Origin of the sequence: Staphylococcus edaphicus (assembly GCF_002614725.1) — a bacterium.
In the GTDB taxonomy this organism is placed as follows: Bacteria; Bacillota; Bacilli; order Staphylococcales; family Staphylococcaceae; genus Staphylococcus; species Staphylococcus edaphicus.
Genome location: NZ_MRZN01000014.1, coordinates 54,684 through 72,782, shown reverse-complemented (window position 1 = coordinate 72,782; position 18,099 = coordinate 54,684). Strand labels below are relative to the sequence as shown.

The window sequence follows — 18,099 nt, the reverse complement described above, 5'->3', positions numbered from 1 at the left end:
ATAAGGTCTTTTTATTTTGGTGTATGTCTTGAACGACTTGTTCCATTGAATGATTATCATAAAATTCCAAGTTTCCTATAGAACCACCTTGAGCTAGGCTTTCCATATACTCGGTTAAATCACTCGGACTAATAAATTTATGCGACCCGCTTAATAATTCAGATTCATATTTGTCTAGGATACGTTGAGAGCTTTTCTTTGTCTCCCTTTCATATTCCTCAATGGTTCTTAATACATCATCATATTTATGTATTCGATCACGTAAATCACTTACAATAGCACGTACAGCTTCGGGTTGAATCTTTATCTTCTTACCCGAACCACCAGAGCCACCATTTCCTTTTTTGGCAGAAGCATCTGAATCCCCTTTAACACTTTTCGATGATTTACTTGTAGATTTAGAGCCTTTTTTGGTTTTTGATGCTTTATCAGCTTTAGCTTTTTTATTAAGTTTTTTGATAAAAGCACTTATTGTATCATCAAGTCCTGCTGGATCCTTATCATTGGAAAATAATTTGAACTGATTAAGTATTTTCTTTGTTTTTTTATATGAAGCTAATTCAATTTTTGACATCTTTTTTGCATTACCATTTTTATCAAAGTCATCATAAGTCCCAATAAAATGTTGCCCTACAAAGGGTAACGCTGTTAAAAAACCATCATATTTAGGCGCTTGGATTATATTAGAACCGATTTTGGGGTTCAAGAAATCCAAACTATTAACAATGTCGTCATCATGTCCCACATTTTTAATTCTTCCATTATACCGTCCTTCACTTATGCCTTTTTTAACATTTCCAGAAAAAGCTCCATATGAATTGGGTGCAGCAAATGTAGTTGTATTTTCAAAATCAAACTTAACAGCATTATATTGTGCTAAATACCCACCTAAACTGTGACCTCCGCCATACAACTTACTATTTGGATATTTATCTTTAACAGCTTTTGTGAACGTGGCACTTTCATCTATTTGACTCGGCGTACCTTTCGTCGCAATATCATTTGGTCCAAAAGAATGCGTCATTCTTTTGGTTACCATTTCACCTAAGTTATCCATCGAATTGAGTATATCATTATCATCAGTCGGCTTATTATATTTTTCATTAATTGTGGTATGTTTTAAATTTTTATAATGATTATCAATTTTTAAATTAGTTGTGTTATTATGAAAAGGAAGATTTACATTGGTTTTCCAATCTTTCATACTAGTAAATTCTGTACCTGCATAACCCATAACAATATTATTCGTGTCTGGTTTTCCATTAACAATCGGTGCAAATGCGTAAGCACGAAGACCATTTTTTGTGTCATCTCGTTTTTCTAGTATTTCAAATGTACCAGATGGTGTGGAAATATTTCGTCCTTTTTCAATATTATAATAACTCTCTTGAGATAGTTTTCGCTTAGTTGCATCTGTAATCTGCACTTAACTCATCACCCTTTTTTAAATAATTTAGGAGGCCATTATGAATAAAAATAAAATAATATTGACCACTACATCTATTATCATTATAATATCAATAATAATAGGGGGTGGCTACATGTTAAATGAAAGTAAACGTCAACATTACGTAGATATTCAAAAAAAGCGTATCGAATTATTTTTCAAAGAAAATATAAATAATTATCAAAATATCAAGATAACAGAAACCGGGAAGACACCTATGGGCGGTTACACAATAAGAGGGTATATAAACAATAATAAAGAGTTAGATTTTATTGCTACTATGAATGGAGAAAATGGTTTTCAATTTGATGATGAAATTAATTATTCAAAAGCATTAAGTCATGCTTTCAATACAAAAAATGCATCTAATAAGTTCCCTAGTCAAATTATCAAAGAGAAAAAATTAAACAAAGATGACTTTGAAGCTGATCCACCTTTTATATTTGGATTCTAAAGTGCATTAATAATTGTCAACTTTTCATTTTCAAAGGAGATCTCATGCGAAATAAAAATAAAATATTCGTCCTTATTTCTATCATAGTAATATTGCTCTTAGTTGGACTATATCTTTCCCACAAGAATAAGAAAGATACTTATTTTGAAACTCAAAAAGACAGAATTGATTTATATTTCAAATATAATCTTAAAGATTATCACACTTTGAAAATTACAAAATTCGAACAAAACCCTATGGGTGGTTTTTTTGTTGATGGTTATATAAATAATGATAAAACTTTAGAGTTTGAGGCCTATATATCAAGTGCAGATAATCATCAGTTTACTGGAGATGTAGGATATGATACAGATGGCGTAGGTAAACTTTTCAAAGAAAAAAATGCTAAAGATAAATTAACACCAAATGATATTATAAAAAAAGAAAACTTAAATAAAAAAGACTACGAAGCAGATCCCCCTCTAATCTGGGGCTTTTAATATCAGAAAAGCACTAACTACTCAACCGAATGAATAGTTAGTGCTTTTTGTTTTCATCATTAATCCCCACCATCCCTCCTCTTAGTTAATCAGAAATGATGGACGACCTGAGGAGGAAGGTTACTGACAAATAATCGTATTTGCATTGGGACTACCACCCCAATTGTGTTTTTACATTTCTACAACTAAATATAACTCAACTTATTATACTTTTCATTAATTGTGGTATGCTTTATTTTTTATAATTATTATCAATTTTTAAATTAATTGTGTTATTATAAAAGGAAGATTTACATTGGATTTCCAATCTTTCATACTAGTAAATTCTGTACCTGCATAACCCATAACAATATTATTCGTGTCTGGTTTTCCATTCACAACTGGCGCAAATGCATAAGATCTTAAACCATTTTTAGTGTCATCACGTTTTTCAAGAACTTTAAAATTGCCAGATGGAGTTTGTATTGTGTCATTTATCGCATGATTATTATAGCTCTCTTCCGATAGTTTTCGGTTTATTTCATCTGTAACATTCATTGTTTTTCACCTTTTATTACTTAGTTTTTTGGAGGTTATTATGTTTAATAAAAAAATTATATTGTTTGCTATATCTATAGCAATAGTCTCACTTATTATTGGAGGTTTCTATGTGCTACATGAAAAAAAACGTGAACACTATATAGATATACAAAAAAAGCGTATCGAAATGTATTTCGCAGAAAATGTTAGTAGTTACCACAAGATAGAAATAACAAAAACTGAAAAAAATCCTTTAGGGAGTTATTTAATTAAAGGATATATTAATGATGATAAAAAATTATATTTTACAACTACTATAAATGACTCTAGTAATTATCAATTTGACAACCAAATTAGTACATCCGAAAAACTTTCGAATATGTTCAAATCACAAAGCAAACCTAATAAATTCCCTAGCCAAATCATCAAAGAAAAAAACTTGAATGAAAATGACTATAAAGCTGATCCTCCTTTTATATTTGGATTCTAAAGTGCATTAATAATTGTCAACTTTTCATTTTCAAAGGAGATCTCATGCGAAATAAAAATAAAATATTCATCTTTATTTTTATCATAGTAATATTGCTCTTAGTTGGACTATATCTTTCCCACAAGAATAAGAAAGATACTTATTTTGAAACTCAAAAAGACAGAATTGATTTATATTTCAAATATAATCTTAAAGATTATTACACTTTGAAAATTACAAAATTCGAACAAAACCCTATGGGTGGTTTTTTTGTTGATGGTTATATAAATAATGATAAAAGATATGATTTTGAAGCATTTGTTTCTAGTGCAGATAATCATCAATTTACCGGTGATATTGGATATAATCCAAAAGTTTTTGGGAAACTATTTAAACATGATAACCCAAAAGATAGAATAAAATTAAATGAAATTATAAAAAAAGAAAAATTAAATAAAAAAGACTACGAAGCTGACCCACCTCTAATTTGGGGATTCTAATATCAGAAAAGCACTAACTACTCAACCGAATGAATAGTTAGTGCTTTTTGTTTTCATCATTAACCCCCACGATCCCTCCTCTTAGTTAAGAGGAAGGTTACTGACAAATAATCGTATTTGCATTGGGACTACCAACCCAATTGTGTTTTTACATTTCTATAACTAAATATAACTCAACTCATTATATTTTTCATTAATTGTGGTATATTTTAAATTTTTATAATTATTATCAATTTTTAAATTAGTTGTGTTATTATGAAAAGGAAGATTTACATTGGTTTTCCAATCTTTCATACTAGTAAATTCTGTACCTGCATAACCCATAACAATATTATTCGTGTCTGGCTTTCCATTAACAATCGGTGCAAATGCATAAGCACGAAGACCATTTTGAGTATCATCACGTTTCTCAATAACTTGATATTGGGCATTGTTAATATCAACATTATCGCCCTTTCGGAAATTATCATATGCTTTCTCTGATATTGCTCTTGAAATTTCATCTGTTTTTCTCATGTTTCGCGCTCCTTAAATATTATGGCAAAGTGAGGTACTAAATATGATAAAAAGAAAACCACTATTTTATATAATATTAATAATTATATCATTCATTTTAATAGGAGGCTATGTTTTGAACAAGCATCAAAAAGATACATATATTGACACTCAAAAGGCTAGAATAAATTTATATTTCACACATAATCTAAAAAATTATAAATCTTTAGAAATAACTAAGATAGCTAAAAATCCAATGGGTGGTTATTTTATACATGGTCACATTAATAATGATAAACGATACTATTTTAGCGCTCAGATTTCAGAAGTTGACCGACATCAATTTAATGGTAACTTGAGCTATAATTCTAAAACTTTAGGAGAGTTATTTAATCATACCAATCCTAAAAATAAACTAAAGCCAAATGAAATCATTAAGAAAGAGAATTTAAATAAAAAAGACTACGAAGCAGACCCACCTCTAATTTGGGGATTTTAACATCAGAAAAGCACTAACTACTCAACCGAATGAATAGTTAGTGCTTTTTACTTTCATCATTAATCTTCCAACGGAACATCGTCTATAATTTTAGTCGTATTAGAGTACTTTTTTTGGTTACTTCTATACATATTCTAGTTGTTTGAGTGCAATTGATTCAGAACGTTGTGCTTGTTCGAGTTGTGATTCTAGTTGAGATTTTTCTTCTTGTTCTTGCTTGATTTGTTTTTTTAATTCGCGCAATTCTTTAACTGTCATCTCATCAGGTGTTTTAGTTTCACCTTTTGATGTTATGTGTTCTTTAGTGCATTCCGGTTCAGGTAGTGTTGCTATTTCATATAAGGCTTTGAAACCTTAATTGTGCCCCGTGGCATAATTTGAATTTAATTCATTTACAATTTTCATTGTCCTAGTAGCAAAACTTCTATCAAGTCCAATGTTTTCAAGCCATTTACCAAATTCTCCATGCGCTAAGTCATTCTCTTTCACATGTTTCAATCTTCTGTCAATCTCAAATATCGATTGCCCAGCAATGTTTTGATAACTTCTGACATCTATATTTATATGTATTGATTAATATTATTAAATTAATAAAAGATACCAATTAAGATAGCTTTTTTAATAAATTATCAAATATCTGACCAATTCTACCTGCATTCACTGAAAATACATTCCCGATTTCTTTGTATGAATATCCCTCACTTAACAACCAAAATATATAATGCTCTTTATCTGTACCAACTTCTTCTACAATTTCTTCTAGTTCATTATAAAGTATTACATCTTCTATATTATTATTTTCACGAAAGTCTGTTACCACTTGATTATTAAGTTCAAAGAAATCATCAATGTCATCATTAGATTCGGTTATATCATTGCTTTTCTGTACACTATGATAGTTAAATATAAATTGCTTTAATGTAGCTTTATCATATTTCATATAGTTATCACAGTCCTTACACTACAGTTGTACTTCTATGAACTCTAGCACTATTGATTTGGTTACAATGTTTTATTTTATATAAATCTCTTTGCAACTTATCAATCGTCTCAAATGCTTTTATACGACCATTAGAAGGTATATAATCCATTACTTCCTTTTGTTCTTGTTTTGTATATTCACTAACAATTTGCTTTAATAAATTCATTCTTTTAACACTATTCTTTTTAAAACGATCTAAATCTTCTTGCTTTTGTATAATCCAGATAACTAATTTTTCTATGGGTATGATACTGATATAACACCACTAACTTTATCACACACTATATGTGACACATTTAAATGATAACCTTCATTTATTTGTTCTTGTATCAAGCATATCCTTTATTGATAATAGTCGTAGTGTATTTTATAAGAAATTCATATTCACTTACTTTAGGTATATATAGATATAATAAATTAGCAGTTTACTGTTATATATATCTAACAAGTAACGTATACTATCCCTTTTAAAATAACTTTTCAGATGATTCAAAGGAATATGGTGAATCGAAACACCTTACTATAATAATCATCTTAAATTAAGTGAGTTTTTTATGTATTAGAGCAAAAATTGGTTTAACAAAAATAAAAAGCCCACAACCACAATGGTTGCAGACTCTATAGTGGAGACGGCGGGAATTGATAATAGCGATTATCTATAAATTTTAAAATCGCTATAAGTATTGTTATATCAATGTTTACATTGCCTTACTAGTTGAGTGTAAAATGTTAAAATTGCAAAAACAACATAAATTTGTGCACTCTGAACGTATTCATTCCCGTATGCGTGAGATACTTATTAATTAGGTCGGGTTGTTTTTCAAAACAGTTTTTCATATAATTATTACCAAGACTAGAAGAAACTCTTTTCAAATATCGCCTCAAAAACATTCCATCTTGAGTAAAATAAAAAATGAAAAAAGGAGCAATAAAAATGAATATTATTGTCTATTGTGGAGCCAGCAAAGGAAATAAAAAAGATTACGAAAACAGTGCTATTCAATTAGGAGAATGGATAGCTGAAAACAATCATACTTTAGTTTTTGGCGGTGGCAATGCTGGGTTAATGGGTACACTAGCAAATACTGTAATACATAATAACGGAAAAACAATCGGTGTAATGCCTACTTTTCTACAACAAAGAGAATTAGCACATGATAAATTAGACGAATTAATAATCGTAGAAACCATGTCTGAGAGGAAAGAAATCATTTTAGAAAAAGGCGATGTGTGTATAGCTTTACCAGGAGGTACTGGAACACTAGAAGAAATAACTGAAGTTGTTTCTTGGACAAGAGTTGGTCAAAACGACAATCCTTGTATTTTCTTCAATACAAACAACTATTATTCACTTATTGAACAATTTTATGACCAAATGGTTTCAAATCAATTTTTAACTCAAGAAGATAGAGACAAAATATTATTCTCAAAATCTTTTGAAGAAATCGAAGAATTTATAAAAAATTATAAAGTGCCAAAAGTAAGAACTTATTAATTAAAACCTCTTTATTCCAATAGCTTTATTGTCATTGATTCTCGGAACACACCTAAATGGATAGGTGTGTTTTTTTTATGGACGTGAATACCTTACTTTCCATTTCTCGATGCAACACAGAACGTTTATCTGCAAAAAAAGTCCACTTATTAACGTGAGCTAAAAATAAATTACTTATTGTTATTACTATTCGCATATATTATTAATGTACGCCACATTCTTCACCTCACATTAATTACAAACAAATTCGTCCACTTCTATCACCTTTTTTTAGAATGTACTTTTACATATTGGCTTCTGAAAATTAAGTAAGTAAAACTTATTATTAAGCCATATAATTTACGTTGACGCAATACATATCTCTCAAGAATTGCTCATAACTATCAAACAACCTCAATTATATTTCTGACATTCATTCTCTGCTGCATCGAGAAATGAATAAACGTATAACTATACATTTGATTGCTGATATTCGCTTTTTAAAATACTCATGTGAATATCAGTTTCATACTTCCCATTAATACAAGCTCCTTCTCTCTCTTCACCTTCAATTTTGAACCCTACATTTTCATACGATTTAATAGCTCTTTTATTATAAGCAAGTACCTTCAAATAAATTCTGTGAAGGTTTAATTCAGAAAAACCAAAGTTCAATATTGCATTTGAAACCTTTGTTCCAATCCCTTTATTCCAATATTGAGGGTTAAATATACCTATCGCAAATTTCGCTTTATTATTTTCATTGTCTATGGTTAATCTAACTTGTCCAATAAACTTTCCTTCATATTCAATAGCCCATTCATAAGGGGCTGCTTTTATCCCATATACTAATAATCGTGCTTTTTCTAATGATTTTTCTGTGTCTGGATTCATATTAGAACCATACATTTCCAATAATACTTTATTGAATGGAATTTTAAGATATTCTTTTGCATCCTCATCAAACGCATCTCTTAACTTTATACTTTCATCTACTATCATTGTCTCCTTCATCTTCATCATCCTGTTCATAAAATTTCATATGTGGCTTTTCTTTTTTATAATAATCTAACCTATCTTGTAATGTGCCTGTATGTAATTCTAATTTGTGGCCATCTGGATCAGAGAAATATATTGATTGTTTAACTTAAGCATATCATTCTAATACGCTCACATTAATTTTAATCATTTTTTATTGATTTTCTAGTAAAGATTGCCATTAATATTAATATAAAAATCATAAATCCAAATGAATAAAAGGTAATACTAACAAAAATCATTATGAATGATTTGAATAAATAATCGATAAATTCAATTATAGGTATAACTTTATTATTTCCGAAATTCCATTTTCCAATAGCATTAAGAATAATATTTAATAATATTGGGAACACAAAGAACATAATTCCTAAAAGCATATTCATTAATTTATATTTCTTATTCTTTGAAATAATCAACCATCTAAAGAATGTAAAGTTAGAATTAAACATTCCCATGTAAAATATAATTGAGATTGTACCTGCTATATTAATTGAACTAACCCACAATTCCGGAGGTTCTTTTGAAAACATTTGAACTATCGTTGCAATAAAAGATAGTACTAATATACTTGCTATTGAATTGGTTGTTGCTTTAAGTAACTCTGGATATTTTTTTAAATCTTCGATCAAAAACCCTCCACTAAATAATATTAATTTTAATTATTTTATCACTCACTATTAAAATCTTAACTTTTAAAATGTCTTTATAGAAAGTTATGGATTCTTTAATATTCGATACTGAATAAGTAACATGATTTATAGATTGAATCATAAAATAGTTACTCCCGGCTTACAATTTCTAGCTTTATTCTATTTGGATCTTCAAAGTAAACAGCATAATGATTTTCACCACCAGCATAGGGGTGTTTATCTTCGTACAAAATATTTATGCCGTTATCTAATAAAATATTACTTATGTAATCTACTGTATTTCTATTTGAAACACTGAAAGCTATGTGATTTAATCCAATTCTTTTTCTATGGTAACCATATTTTTTATACCCTTCATCGACTTCTACAAGAACAATATAAGTTTTATCTAATTTGAAACTAAATCCATTTTTCCAATCTTGGTAAAGCTTATAACCTAATTTAGGTAATAACCATTCATAAAACTTTCTAGTTTTATTTATATCTTCTACATATATTTCTATATGATGTATAGCACCATTCATTTCAATCACCTACTATTTTTATTAAATTTATCTTTATTTAATTCACAGAATATTCTAACATAAAAACACTTAAAAAAAACCCACCTATTCATTTAGGTGGGCTTTGGCGTATTCATATAAATTAAAATAAAAATCATTCAATTAACTAAAAATACACTTTATTTTTTCTTTAAAAAGTGGGAAATATACGTATCGATATCCTTTTAAAGTAGGATGAGCATCATCAGCAAATAGTGTTTTATCGTATTTTTTTAGATCATTAGCTTCCATATTATTCCAAACATCTAATATCTCAATATCCCACTTATCTTTTAATTTATACAATACATTTATTAAATGTTCGTAATAAGGGTCTGATTTTCTTATACAAGTATAAAATAAAACAGGAGTATTCCATGTATTTTTGGCATAGCTAATAATATATTCCATTGCACCAATTGTCGTTTCTGTATTAAAATTTTCTAACTCATAATCTAAACTAATCTCACCTAATGCTTTTTTAAATCTACTATCATTGGTTGATAACTGACAAATTATTAAATCATAATAATTCTTTTTCAAATCCTCTTTCTTAATTCTTTGAACATATGAATTTTTTTCTAACCCTGCTAAAGTGGTACCTGATATCGCTTCCTTTGTAGTATCAACCTTAGACTCTTCTTTTAAAAACTCAACAAATGATACACCATGAGAAGCTGCCCCATAAGTTATAGAAGAACCTAAAAAAAGAATTTTTTTACCATTTAACTTATCATCTTTCTCTAAATATAAAGCATTAGGATGGAATTTACTTTTATTCCCTTTTTTTATATCATTTAATATACTAAAAAGTGTTGAAAATAAATTTTTCGCTATATATAAACCAATTAGAGCAGTTAATTTTTTCAAAGCTATAACTCCTTTAAAATAAATAATATTAATTAAACAAAGTATATCTAAAAATATAATAGAAATCATTCAATATGCTTAATTTAAAATTTCATTTTATTTCAGTTATTTCAGTTATTTCACTTAATTTTATCTTAATTAATCCAGTTTCTTCATATAAATGTAAACTTTGTTCATGAGTATCTACCTTGTGTATAAATCCATTTATCTTCCTTATATAGCCACCTTCAAAATAGCTCACTTCAATTTGCGGATCATGAAACATTTTATAAGCTAGCTTATCATTTATCTCACTCAATTGGTGGTCACTTAACTGTTGCTTATCTATCTTGTTCTGGTCTTCCGTGTATTGTTTTAGTCTCTCATGTTGTTCGGGGATTGTGGCAAAGGGCGCCCACTTAACCTTTCCTCTGCCTTTCGGTATGCGTGGATTAAGATATTCACGTGGAATGTTACGATAATCCATTTCATATTTATATTCATCTGGTGCGTTTGGATTTACTACTTTCATATAATCACCTCATGAATATAATAGAACATTTGTTCGTATAAGTAAATAAAATTAGTAAGTATAAACAAAACTTAAAAATTTTATGATATACTAATTTTAAAAAAATAACTAAAGGAGCTACATATTATGAAAAGAATTATTCCATACATAATATTTTTTATGGTTGGTTTTTTAGTTGCGTGTGCATGCAGTTATTACTTTCAAAGAACTCCAGATGAAAAAATAAAAGGTGTTTGGGAGTATAAATATAATGATAATCCACAACAAACGCTATATCTCAGATCTAGTAAAAATGGTATGGATGTTGGCACTATAGGTGATAAAGTTACTGTTTTTCCTTTAAAAAAAGGTGCCAATCCTGATGGTTTTTATTTTGTATTAGAAGAAGATAAAGGTAATTATGAGTATTATGTAGAAAAAAAAGATAAGAAACATATTACGATTCAGCCTGAAGATAATAGTAAACCTTCTTTACAAGAACGATTATTTGGCACTGAAAATTTAAGTAAAAAAACTAGTAAAGAAAAAACTAGTACATTAAAAAAGAGTAAGTAGAGTAAGTAAAGTAACTAGGGTGTCTACTTAGGTAGATACCTTTTTATTTATAAAAAACACCCACCAGTTAATTGGTGAGTGTTAGTTTTCATCATTAAATACAAGTTGTAGTAAACAACATAGTATAATATTAATTATAAGTCTTTAAAGTTTAAAATATCGCTAAATGTATCGGTTAAGCATCCTACTTTTTCATATATATGCTTCTTATTAATTGTATGCATTTGTTTAGAATAATAATCTATATGTTGATCCAACTCTTCAAGCAATTTACTATAATCTCTTTTATTTAAAAAGAAAATTAAAAATAAAATCATATCAAACAACTTTGATTGTAGATTATCATTCACTATATTTATATTTGAAATATCATTATAATTACTTATTAGATTAAGTGACTTCACACGTTTTTTCAATTTAAAATCATAAAGCCTTTCTTCATGAGCACACACATTTCTAAAAAAGTTAACTTGTTTTAGTACCGATTCCACATCTACACTTTGTATATTAACTTGCATCTCATATTGTCTATTAAATTTTTCAGAATAGTTACTTGCGACTTTCACCTTAATTTCTTCATCTAATATTTCATATAAATGGGACACATTCCCAACAGTTAGATAATTCATTAAAATCCAAAAAGGTACTCCCTTATGATTTTTAATATAGTGATCCACTGGTTCGATGTTTTTCTTTGTCATTATATTACTTAAAACAGCAACTGTCTTTACAACACTTTTAGTCTTATCACTATTAGAAGTATAATTTTGAAAATATAAATATGAATGTGGCTCTTTGTATTTTTCACTAAAAAAATAAGCTATTCTAGATTTTAAATGTGTTTCAAATACTAATAAATACTCTAATAAAGTATTTCTCAATCTTCTATCAAGTTTATATAATGCAAAGATTTCTTCAAAACTTGCACCCTCTACAAATTTTTCTGGTATCATTGGCTCTTTTGAATCAGGTTTCAACTCTAAAAACAAATCTTTATACCCATTAATCACATTGTAATAATTTTCATTTTGTAAATCATAGATTGTATTCTCATCAACTATAAGCCCACGTGACTTTAAAATATCAACTTGTTCTTCATATGTTTTAAATGGTTTCATAATATCCTCTTTAATATAAAAAATGCCATACTCCTAAATAAATAGGTGGTATGGCTTGATCGATAGATAGAATATACACTATTTTTCTTCATTTGTAAATAATTTAGCTGAATTTCTTTCCCTCTTTGGATAACTTCTGTAAATATTATAAATACGTTTTATAGTAAAATAACCACCCAGTGACATGTGTGGGTGGTTGAAAGAGTTCCACATATATTCAAGATATACTAGAACCCTCTAATTAATCATTATGTATGGAGGTTTCGAGCGCTACCCGTCAGCAACAGTCACGCCAACCAATATCCGCAGAACATGGCGACCTCCGATGTGAAATTTTGATGAGCGCTAAGGCTCTTTGTATTTACATTATAACACAAAAAATAGGGCAAGCACATAAGTGCCTACCCTGTAGATAACAAATATTACATTTTAAAATTTTACAAAATAAAAATAAATCTTTTTTAATAGGTTATTAGCGATTCTCTAATATTTTCCATAAATATATTGAAACAATAACAATCATTCCATTTGCTAAACTGACTAATATGTTTCCGAAAGTATTATCTAGAAATTTAAATATTAAAAATGAAATAACCAAAGATAAAATGAGAGCTGTTATAATAATTAAAAATGTTCTCATAGTTCTCTCCTTTCAAAATATTATCTTATTGCCATCCGACTGCTAATGTTTTCTTAGATACCAATCCGACTTTAATCCATGCGCCGCCTTTAACTGAATTTTGTGCTAGAAATCCTATCAAACCAGCTGCAGCACCAGATACTACAGGTGTAGCGATTTGACCTAAACCAGGTATTGCATTAACTAGAAGACCAGCCGCAGCTCCGGCTGCCCCACCACCAGTAGCTGCCAAGGCTTTTGCAACTGTTTTATTAACTTTTATTACTACAGCTCCTTTTCCCGTTACACTCACAGAATTCACACCATTTTTAGCTTTATACATATTTATGCCATTATTTTCTTTTTGAATTTCTTGTTCAAGTTTATTAGCTACCTCATTTTGGCCATTTTCTCTTAACAATTCAACATATTCTTGATCAGTAATATTATAAGAAGTACTACCGTCATTATTTTTTTGAACCGTATAATGTGAATTTTTCAAATCATTTTGCGTAGGTAAGGATTTACTAATCGATTTCTCACTTACACTAGTATTATTATACTGCGAAGTTGTAGCATCTGCATAAGCCCCTGTAAATCCAATAATAGTCGTACATGCTACTGTTCCGATAATCAAATTTTTAAATTTCATTTAAATACCTCCAAAATATTTTAATAATTAGTTGTTCACATCATTTTTATCATAAAATTTTTAATTTGTTACAACATTAATTAAAAGTTAACAAAAATTGAACATACTTAATATCTTGAAGTATTTCTAAACAAAACGTAATAACATCTATTTAAAAATTAATCGAAATATTTCTTCATATTTAATATATTCTTATTTATCATTGATTCTAGCATTTGCGCAGTAAAAATAACCTAGCTAAGAAATACTTAATCTCATGTTTAGTAATAATAGATAGAAAATAAAAAGCTACCAAATTAAGATATCTTGTTCAACAATCCATCAAATATTTGTTTCACTCTACCCTCAGTTACATAAAAAACATTCCCAATTTCTTTGTATGAATATCCCTCACTTAACAACCAAAATATATAATGCTCTTTATCTGTCCCAACTTTTTCTATCATCTCTTCTAATTCATTATAAAGTATCACGTCTTCTATATTATTATCGGCATAAAAGTCTGCTTCCACTTGATTATTAAGTTCAAAAAAATCACTTAAATCATTATTACATTCATTTACATCATCATTTTTCTGTACACTATGATAGTTAAGTATAAATTTCTTTAATGTAGCTTTATCATAATTCATATATTTATCACAATCCTCACACTACAGTTGCTTTACTATGCTTCTTAGCACTATTATTACGGTTAGAATACTTAAATTTGTATAAATCCTTTTGTAGTTTGTCAATCGTCTCATAAGCCTTTATACGTCCATTAGAACGCATGTAATCCATCACTTCTTTTTGTTCTTGTTTTGTATATTCTCTAAGAATTTGCTTTAATAAATTCATTCTTATAACACTATACTTTTTAAAACGATCTAAATCATCTTGTTTTTGTATAATCCAGATAACTAATTTTTCTAATGGGTATGACACCGATATAACACCACTCACTTCATCACACACTGTATGACTAACATTTAAATGATAACTTTCATTTATCTGTTCTTGAAGGGAGTATATCTTTTTATTGATAATAGTCGGATTATATTTTATAAGTATTTCATATTCACTTACTTTAGGTTCATCAAAATACAATAATACTGATTCAGCATGTTTTAAAATCATGGCATCCTCCCTATCAAATAGAAATCAGATGCTAACACTTAAGTTAGCATCTATTACTTTATTTTGCTCTAGCTTTAAAGTCAGGATACTTTATTACTGATTTACCCTTTCCTTTTGCAGACAGTAAACCAATCGTTTTATGCCACATGAACGCACTATAAAAACGTTCCGAGTCATAATAGGTTTTCTCTCCATTTACAATAGGTTTAACTAGCTCATTAACTGACTCATAGTTGTTAATTTCACCTATATACTCGTTATTCAATTCAATCTTCGATTGTATTTCTTCAATTTGTGTTTTTAGTTTACGATTTTCATCTTCAACTTTTTGAATCACTTCATTAGCCTTTTTATCTTCTTTTTCTGTTAGTTTTTTCAGCTCTTCAATTGAATTAATACCATTAGGTAAATTTAAAACAACTCGACCATTTATATTAGGGTTCGTAGCTTTTTCACGTCTTAAATCATCAATTTCATTTACAATATTATCGTATTCATTTACAGTCAGATTGCCATTTTCTAATTGATCAAAAAGAACATTAATTCTTTCTTGATATGAATCTTGATTTTTTATCTCCTTATTTTGTTCTAGCATGTTTTGTATCAAATCAATGTGCACTGGAAAAATCTCATTCACATTAGGTTTTTCGGTATTTTTTAAAGCCATAATTATCTCTCCTTATTTATATCTGTTGTATAATCTTTTGATTTTATTTACTGGACTACTATCTTTTGTTTGATCCATTAAATCATTTACCATATTTTCAAGAACACTTAATTCACGTAAGACATTAGTCAGATACCTATTTTTATTTCTATCAATTGTATCTAATTGCTTAGTTTCATCAATTTCTTGTCGAATTTCTCTAATCTTACTCTTTACTTTGTTCCATTCAAAAATATTTATATTGCTCATTAGAACATCTCCTTTGTTTTATTTAATTTAATCTTGTTAACCATTTAGTTTGTCAGCGCAAGATTGTAAATTTTCCTAACATCTTTTCAATACATTGATTATAAATAGTCAGTTGACGGTTCATTTGTTTCATTCTGTATGTTTTCTTTAGGCAATAAATCTGTTAATTGTTTGATTACTCTTTGATAAGATTGATCGCGTGTATTGTATAGACGTGCAATAGGTCTTTCTCTTTCATAAGCCGGCACATTTTGAGATTGTTGAAACAAATCATATTCACCATTCTCTTGAATGTCCTTCCACATGTAGTTAAGCATCACTCTGTTACGTGCTGCTTGCTTAATAAGCCCTTGTGCTACCTTTAACTTTTCATTTGGTAAGTCTTTATATATCTCTAGTAATCTTTTCTCTTCTTTAGCTACTAACTTATCACGCGCTTTACGTTGTTCTTCATTTAATTTCATTAATCTACTCCTCTTTTAATATAGGTGGTGGGGGTATAGGGTTGTATGCGTAAATTCTTCAAATTCTTGCGAAATCGAGACCACCCGCCGTTCTCCTAGTATCGAAATATTCTTGATTTGTTTTGATGGGGGGCGGTTCACCCTGCATTTACTTATTTTTCATATCTAAATAACTTTTGTAGTTTATACCTTTTAATACCTTTGCAGATGATTCGCAATATACTAAGTAACGTGCCAACAATTTGCTATAAGTCATAACGCAACATCTCCTAATGTAGTAATGCTTCCAAAGTATTGCCTAGTTTTAATTCAACGGGTAACCAACGTATGTCTGAATAATCAAATGGATTTGACATTAAAGGTAAGTCTAAATACATACCATGCCTTGCATATGTTGTTACATCTGTTCGTTCTAGTTCAAGTTGTTCTGATGTTAATAGATCACCAACTATACTAATCACTTCATTACTCCAACCATGCCACAACACTATATTGTTATTGTCTACATGTACGAATGTAAGCTCACCTTGATATTCAATATGCAATGATTCAAACAGTTCTTCTAAATCAATAAAGGTTACATTGTTATAGTATTTAATATAGTTGATAATATATACTTTCAATTCATCTTTAGACATGTCATTCTCCCTTATGCTTTGACTTTGTTTACATTGTTCTTCACATGTTTAATAGGTGATACATAACCTACCTCTCTTTCGATGTACTGCATACTGTTACCTATTCGATACTGATACCAATATGCATTACTACGGCTCATCACATTCAATTCGTTTATAAGGAACTCTATTGTCTTTATGTCTGCTCGTAAGTAGATAGTCATATGCCCCACACTTGTATAGTTGAGCTTAAGGTTGTATCCCTTTAACCATGTGGTTAATAGTTCCATGTTCAGCTTAGATTGTAGATATGCCTGACCTTTACTTGATAAGCACCAGTCACATGTGATGAAGTCTATTTCTAAATAGTGATACTTGCCATGAGTTTTATAGATGTGGCAGATAGGCTTGTTGTTAGCCTTTAATTGATTAATATCTATATGATTCAGTCTTTGTTTATTTAAAGTGAATGTTTGTGTTGGTCTCTTGTGTATCATATTCATCATCCTTTTTTCCTTTTAATATATGTTAGATAGTTCTTCAGCCTTGCCATTACCAATTCAAAGTTGCCTTGTATTATATATATAGATATAATAAATCGTTAATATCTATTAGGCGTTCAAACTAATCATGCTGTAGGCATTTGTTTCCTATCAAATGCAATATCACGTAATATACTGTTTATATATTCCATTGCTTCATGAATACTTTTAAAATTATGATTTTTTTCGTTATGCTTTTCATTTAATGCTATGAGCTTGAATCTGTAATACCACAGTTGGATATGGACAAATTCTCCTTCAATACCAAAGTTATAATACAATTCGATATCAGCAATATTTTCATCAATGATCGCTAGAAAGATTTCATTACCTGTTTCACTTTTTTGTTTAACTGGTACTTTGGATTCTTCCAATAATTCTACTAATTTATTCCATTTTTCTTTAGCAATTTTCTTTTCAAAGGTGATTCCTTTATTAAAAATTGGTCTGTGTATAGTTAACATTTTAACCACTCCTATTTTAAGTTTCTTTTTACACTTAAACTATTTGGATACAGCAATTTTACAATGGTTACAACGGGTAGTATTTTTCTTGTATCCAATAA

General features: G+C 28.8%; 28 protein-coding genes and 3 pseudogenes. 7 read left to right on the top strand and 24 right to left on the bottom strand.

The window, feature by feature from the left end:
* A partial coding sequence (locus BTJ66_RS09210; protein ID WP_099090669.1) for a hypothetical protein occupies positions 1 to 1,426 on the bottom strand: 1,426 nt, incomplete at its 3' end.
* 115 nt (positions 1,427 to 1,541) lie between these two features.
* On the opposite strand from BTJ66_RS09210, the gene BTJ66_RS09205 reads away from it, so the two are divergent.
* Complete coding sequence (locus BTJ66_RS09205; RefSeq protein ID WP_338014378.1) at positions 1,542 to 1,901, top strand: DUF1433 domain-containing protein; 360 nt, start codon at positions 1,542 to 1,544, stop codon at positions 1,899 to 1,901.
* Between the two features lie 44 nt (positions 1,902 to 1,945).
* Positions 1,946 to 2,380: a DUF1433 domain-containing protein gene (locus BTJ66_RS09200; protein ID WP_099090667.1), complete on the top strand. Its 435-nt coding sequence runs from the start codon at positions 1,946 to 1,948 to the stop codon at positions 2,378 to 2,380.
* Between the two features lie 200 nt (positions 2,381 to 2,580).
* On the opposite strand, the pseudogene BTJ66_RS09195 reads toward BTJ66_RS09200, so the two are convergent.
* Positions 2,581 to 2,917: pseudogene (locus BTJ66_RS09195) on the bottom strand (hypothetical protein); the annotation flags it as partial.
* 40 nt (positions 2,918 to 2,957) lie between these two features.
* On the opposite strand from BTJ66_RS09195, the gene BTJ66_RS09190 reads away from it, so the two are divergent.
* Positions 2,958 to 3,389 (top strand): DUF1433 domain-containing protein, encoded by a 432-nt coding sequence (locus tag BTJ66_RS09190; RefSeq protein ID WP_099090665.1) that lies wholly within the window; start codon positions 2,958 to 2,960, stop codon positions 3,387 to 3,389.
* A 44-nt stretch (positions 3,390 to 3,433) separates the two neighbouring features.
* On the top strand, positions 3,434 to 3,868 hold the full coding sequence (locus BTJ66_RS09185) for a DUF1433 domain-containing protein (protein WP_099090664.1): 435 nt from the start codon (positions 3,434 to 3,436) through the stop codon (positions 3,866 to 3,868).
* A gap of 177 nt (positions 3,869 to 4,045) precedes the next feature.
* Here BTJ66_RS09185 and BTJ66_RS09180 read toward each other — a convergent pair.
* Positions 4,046 to 4,384: pseudogene (locus BTJ66_RS09180) on the bottom strand (hypothetical protein); the annotation flags it as partial.
* 115 nt (positions 4,385 to 4,499) lie between these two features.
* Between BTJ66_RS09180 and BTJ66_RS09175 the strand changes: the two are divergent.
* Positions 4,500 to 4,862 carry a DUF1433 domain-containing protein gene (locus BTJ66_RS09175; protein WP_238597624.1) on the top strand — a complete coding sequence of 121 codons (363 nt, stop codon included), beginning with the start codon at positions 4,500 to 4,502 and terminating at the stop codon, positions 4,860 to 4,862.
* A 123-nt stretch (positions 4,863 to 4,985) separates the two neighbouring features.
* On the opposite strand, the gene BTJ66_RS13970 is transcribed toward BTJ66_RS09175, so the two are convergent.
* The 4 genes from BTJ66_RS13970 to BTJ66_RS13865 all read right to left on the bottom strand — a co-directional run bounded on the left by BTJ66_RS13970 (position 4,986) and on the right by BTJ66_RS13865 (position 6,010).
* Complete coding sequence (locus BTJ66_RS13970) at positions 4,986 to 5,120, bottom strand: hypothetical protein (RefSeq protein WP_274521115.1); 135 nt, start codon at positions 5,118 to 5,120, stop codon at positions 4,986 to 4,988.
* Between the two features lie 96 nt (positions 5,121 to 5,216).
* Positions 5,217 to 5,372: a hypothetical protein gene (locus tag BTJ66_RS13870; RefSeq protein ID WP_420801882.1), complete on the bottom strand. Its 156-nt coding sequence runs from the start codon at positions 5,370 to 5,372 to the stop codon at positions 5,217 to 5,219.
* Positions 5,373 to 5,466: 94 nt separating this feature from the next.
* Positions 5,467 to 5,802 carry a hypothetical protein gene (locus BTJ66_RS09165; protein ID WP_099090661.1) on the bottom strand — a complete coding sequence of 112 codons (336 nt, stop codon included), beginning with the start codon at positions 5,800 to 5,802 and terminating at the stop codon, positions 5,467 to 5,469.
* A gap of 16 nt (positions 5,803 to 5,818) precedes the next feature.
* Complete coding sequence (locus BTJ66_RS13865; RefSeq protein ID WP_238597622.1) at positions 5,819 to 6,010, bottom strand: hypothetical protein; 192 nt, start codon at positions 6,008 to 6,010, stop codon at positions 5,819 to 5,821.
* Positions 6,011 to 6,778: 768 nt separating this feature from the next.
* Here BTJ66_RS13865 and BTJ66_RS09155 point away from each other — a divergent pair.
* Positions 6,779 to 7,339, top strand: a complete 561-nt coding sequence (locus BTJ66_RS09155; protein ID WP_099090660.1) for an LOG family protein — start codon at positions 6,779 to 6,781, stop codon at positions 7,337 to 7,339.
* 450 nt (positions 7,340 to 7,789) lie between these two features.
* Here BTJ66_RS09155 and BTJ66_RS09150 read toward each other — a convergent pair whose 3' ends face one another.
* From BTJ66_RS09150 to BTJ66_RS09120, 7 genes and pseudogenes are all read right to left on the bottom strand, one after another.
* Positions 7,790 to 8,320, bottom strand: coding sequence for a GNAT family N-acetyltransferase (locus BTJ66_RS09150; protein ID WP_238597621.1), 531 nt, complete (start codon positions 8,318 to 8,320; stop codon positions 7,790 to 7,792).
* Positions 8,307 to 8,462: pseudogene (locus BTJ66_RS09145) on the bottom strand (metallothiol transferase fosB); the annotation flags it as partial. The pseudogene BTJ66_RS09145 and the gene BTJ66_RS09150, both read right to left, overlap by 14 nt.
* Before the next feature lie 37 nt (positions 8,463 to 8,499).
* Entirely contained in the window at positions 8,500 to 8,988 is a 489-nt protein-coding gene (locus BTJ66_RS09140) for a hypothetical protein (protein ID WP_099090658.1), read from the bottom strand.
* 10 nt (positions 8,989 to 8,998) lie between these two features.
* Positions 8,999 to 9,130, bottom strand: coding sequence for a VOC family protein (locus tag BTJ66_RS09135; protein WP_153043332.1), 132 nt, complete (start codon positions 9,128 to 9,130; stop codon positions 8,999 to 9,001).
* A 7-nt stretch (positions 9,131 to 9,137) separates the two neighbouring features.
* Positions 9,138 to 9,533, bottom strand: a complete 396-nt coding sequence (locus BTJ66_RS09130) for a VOC family protein (protein WP_099090657.1) — start codon at positions 9,531 to 9,533, stop codon at positions 9,138 to 9,140.
* Positions 9,534 to 9,674: 141 nt separating this feature from the next.
* A complete protein-coding gene (locus BTJ66_RS09125; RefSeq protein ID WP_238597620.1) occupies positions 9,675 to 10,421 on the bottom strand; it encodes an SGNH/GDSL hydrolase family protein in 747 nt (248 codons plus the stop codon).
* Positions 10,422 to 10,512: 91 nt separating this feature from the next.
* Positions 10,513 to 10,932: a YolD-like family protein gene (locus tag BTJ66_RS09120; protein ID WP_099090655.1), complete on the bottom strand. Its 420-nt coding sequence runs from the start codon at positions 10,930 to 10,932 to the stop codon at positions 10,513 to 10,515.
* Positions 10,933 to 11,058: 126 nt separating this feature from the next.
* Between BTJ66_RS09120 and BTJ66_RS09115 the strand changes: the two genes are divergently transcribed.
* The gene (locus tag BTJ66_RS09115; RefSeq protein WP_099090654.1) at positions 11,059 to 11,487 is read left to right on the top strand and encodes a hypothetical protein; all 429 of its coding nucleotides are present in this window, start codon (positions 11,059 to 11,061) and stop codon (positions 11,485 to 11,487) included.
* 134 nt (positions 11,488 to 11,621) lie between these two features.
* Here the strand turns inward: BTJ66_RS09115 and BTJ66_RS09110 are convergent, their stop codons facing one another.
* The 10 genes from BTJ66_RS09110 to BTJ66_RS09065 all read right to left on the bottom strand — a co-directional run bounded on the left by BTJ66_RS09110 (position 11,622) and on the right by BTJ66_RS09065 (position 17,998).
* Complete coding sequence (locus tag BTJ66_RS09110) at positions 11,622 to 12,605, bottom strand: Abi family protein (RefSeq protein WP_099090653.1); 984 nt, start codon at positions 12,603 to 12,605, stop codon at positions 11,622 to 11,624.
* A 665-nt stretch (positions 12,606 to 13,270) separates the two neighbouring features.
* Positions 13,271 to 13,876, bottom strand: a complete 606-nt coding sequence (locus tag BTJ66_RS09105) for a hypothetical protein (RefSeq protein WP_099090652.1) — start codon at positions 13,874 to 13,876, stop codon at positions 13,271 to 13,273.
* Positions 13,877 to 14,172: 296 nt separating this feature from the next.
* Positions 14,173 to 14,508, bottom strand: coding sequence for an RNA polymerase sigma factor sigma-70 region 4 domain-containing protein (locus BTJ66_RS09100; RefSeq protein WP_099090651.1), 336 nt, complete (start codon positions 14,506 to 14,508; stop codon positions 14,173 to 14,175).
* Between the two features lie 16 nt (positions 14,509 to 14,524).
* The gene (locus BTJ66_RS09095) at positions 14,525 to 14,995 is read right to left on the bottom strand and encodes a spore coat protein (RefSeq protein ID WP_099090650.1); all 471 of its coding nucleotides are present in this window, start codon (positions 14,993 to 14,995) and stop codon (positions 14,525 to 14,527) included.
* Positions 14,996 to 15,053: 58 nt separating this feature from the next.
* Entirely contained in the window at positions 15,054 to 15,662 is a 609-nt protein-coding gene (locus BTJ66_RS09090) for a hypothetical protein (protein ID WP_099090649.1), read from the bottom strand.
* A gap of 12 nt (positions 15,663 to 15,674) precedes the next feature.
* A complete protein-coding gene (locus tag BTJ66_RS09085; protein WP_099090648.1) occupies positions 15,675 to 15,911 on the bottom strand; it encodes a hypothetical protein in 237 nt (78 codons plus the stop codon).
* Positions 15,912 to 16,009: 98 nt separating this feature from the next.
* Positions 16,010 to 16,375: a hypothetical protein gene (locus tag BTJ66_RS09080; RefSeq protein ID WP_099090647.1), complete on the bottom strand. Its 366-nt coding sequence runs from the start codon at positions 16,373 to 16,375 to the stop codon at positions 16,010 to 16,012.
* A 269-nt stretch (positions 16,376 to 16,644) separates the two neighbouring features.
* Complete coding sequence (locus BTJ66_RS09075; protein WP_099090646.1) at positions 16,645 to 17,013, bottom strand: hypothetical protein; 369 nt, start codon at positions 17,011 to 17,013, stop codon at positions 16,645 to 16,647.
* A gap of 11 nt (positions 17,014 to 17,024) precedes the next feature.
* Positions 17,025 to 17,489 carry a hypothetical protein gene (locus BTJ66_RS09070; protein ID WP_238597619.1) on the bottom strand — a complete coding sequence of 155 codons (465 nt, stop codon included), beginning with the start codon at positions 17,487 to 17,489 and terminating at the stop codon, positions 17,025 to 17,027.
* 131 nt (positions 17,490 to 17,620) lie between these two features.
* Positions 17,621 to 17,998, bottom strand: coding sequence for a hypothetical protein (locus BTJ66_RS09065; protein ID WP_099090644.1), 378 nt, complete (start codon positions 17,996 to 17,998; stop codon positions 17,621 to 17,623).
* Between the last annotated feature and the right edge of the window lie 101 nt (positions 17,999 to 18,099).

Excerpts from the sequence above, each read along its gene's own strand:
- BTJ66_RS09205 (WP_338014378.1), top strand. The coding sequence starts at position 1,542 with ATGTTAAATGAAAGTAAACGTCAACATTACGTAGATATTCAAAAAAAG.
- BTJ66_RS09200 (WP_099090667.1), top strand. The coding sequence starts at position 1,946 with ATGCGAAATAAAAATAAAATATTCGTCCTTATTTCTATCATAGTAATA.
- BTJ66_RS09190 (WP_099090665.1), top strand. The coding sequence starts at position 2,958 with ATGTTTAATAAAAAAATTATATTGTTTGCTATATCTATAGCAATAGTC.
- BTJ66_RS09185 (WP_099090664.1), top strand. The coding sequence starts at position 3,434 with ATGCGAAATAAAAATAAAATATTCATCTTTATTTTTATCATAGTAATA.
- BTJ66_RS13970 (WP_274521115.1), bottom strand. The coding sequence starts at position 5,120 with ATGACAGTTAAAGAATTGCGCGAATTAAAAAAACAAATCAAGCAAGAA.
- BTJ66_RS09165 (WP_099090661.1), bottom strand. The coding sequence starts at position 5,802 with ATGAAATATGATAAAGCTACATTAAAGCAATTTATATTTAACTATCAT.
- BTJ66_RS13865 (WP_238597622.1), bottom strand. The coding sequence starts at position 6,010 with ATGAATTTATTAAAGCAAATTGTTAGTGAATATACAAAACAAGAACAA.
- BTJ66_RS09155 (WP_099090660.1), top strand. The coding sequence starts at position 6,779 with ATGAATATTATTGTCTATTGTGGAGCCAGCAAAGGAAATAAAAAAGAT.
- BTJ66_RS09150 (WP_238597621.1), bottom strand. The coding sequence starts at position 8,320 with ATGATAGTAGATGAAAGTATAAAGTTAAGAGATGCGTTTGATGAGGAT.
- BTJ66_RS09135 (WP_153043332.1), bottom strand. The coding sequence starts at position 9,130 with ATGATTCAATCTATAAATCATGTTACTTATTCAGTATCGAATATTAAA.
- BTJ66_RS09130 (WP_099090657.1), bottom strand. The coding sequence starts at position 9,533 with ATGAATGGTGCTATACATCATATAGAAATATATGTAGAAGATATAAAT.
- BTJ66_RS09120 (WP_099090655.1), bottom strand. The coding sequence starts at position 10,932 with ATGAAAGTAGTAAATCCAAACGCACCAGATGAATATAAATATGAAATG.
- BTJ66_RS09115 (WP_099090654.1), top strand. The coding sequence starts at position 11,059 with ATGAAAAGAATTATTCCATACATAATATTTTTTATGGTTGGTTTTTTA.
- BTJ66_RS09110 (WP_099090653.1), bottom strand. The coding sequence starts at position 12,605 with ATGAAACCATTTAAAACATATGAAGAACAAGTTGATATTTTAAAGTCA.
- BTJ66_RS09105 (WP_099090652.1), bottom strand. The coding sequence starts at position 13,876 with ATGAAATTTAAAAATTTGATTATCGGAACAGTAGCATGTACGACTATT.
- BTJ66_RS09100 (WP_099090651.1), bottom strand. The coding sequence starts at position 14,508 with ATGAATTATGATAAAGCTACATTAAAGAAATTTATACTTAACTATCAT.
- BTJ66_RS09095 (WP_099090650.1), bottom strand. The coding sequence starts at position 14,995 with ATGATTTTAAAACATGCTGAATCAGTATTATTGTATTTTGATGAACCT.
- BTJ66_RS09090 (WP_099090649.1), bottom strand. The coding sequence starts at position 15,662 with ATGGCTTTAAAAAATACCGAAAAACCTAATGTGAATGAGATTTTTCCA.
- BTJ66_RS09085 (WP_099090648.1), bottom strand. The coding sequence starts at position 15,911 with ATGAGCAATATAAATATTTTTGAATGGAACAAAGTAAAGAGTAAGATT.
- BTJ66_RS09080 (WP_099090647.1), bottom strand. The coding sequence starts at position 16,375 with ATGAAATTAAATGAAGAACAACGTAAAGCGCGTGATAAGTTAGTAGCT.
- BTJ66_RS09075 (WP_099090646.1), bottom strand. The coding sequence starts at position 17,013 with ATGTCTAAAGATGAATTGAAAGTATATATTATCAACTATATTAAATAC.
- BTJ66_RS09070 (WP_238597619.1), bottom strand. The coding sequence starts at position 17,489 with ATGATACACAAGAGACCAACACAAACATTCACTTTAAATAAACAAAGA.
- BTJ66_RS09065 (WP_099090644.1), bottom strand. The coding sequence starts at position 17,998 with ATGTTAACTATACACAGACCAATTTTTAATAAAGGAATCACCTTTGAA.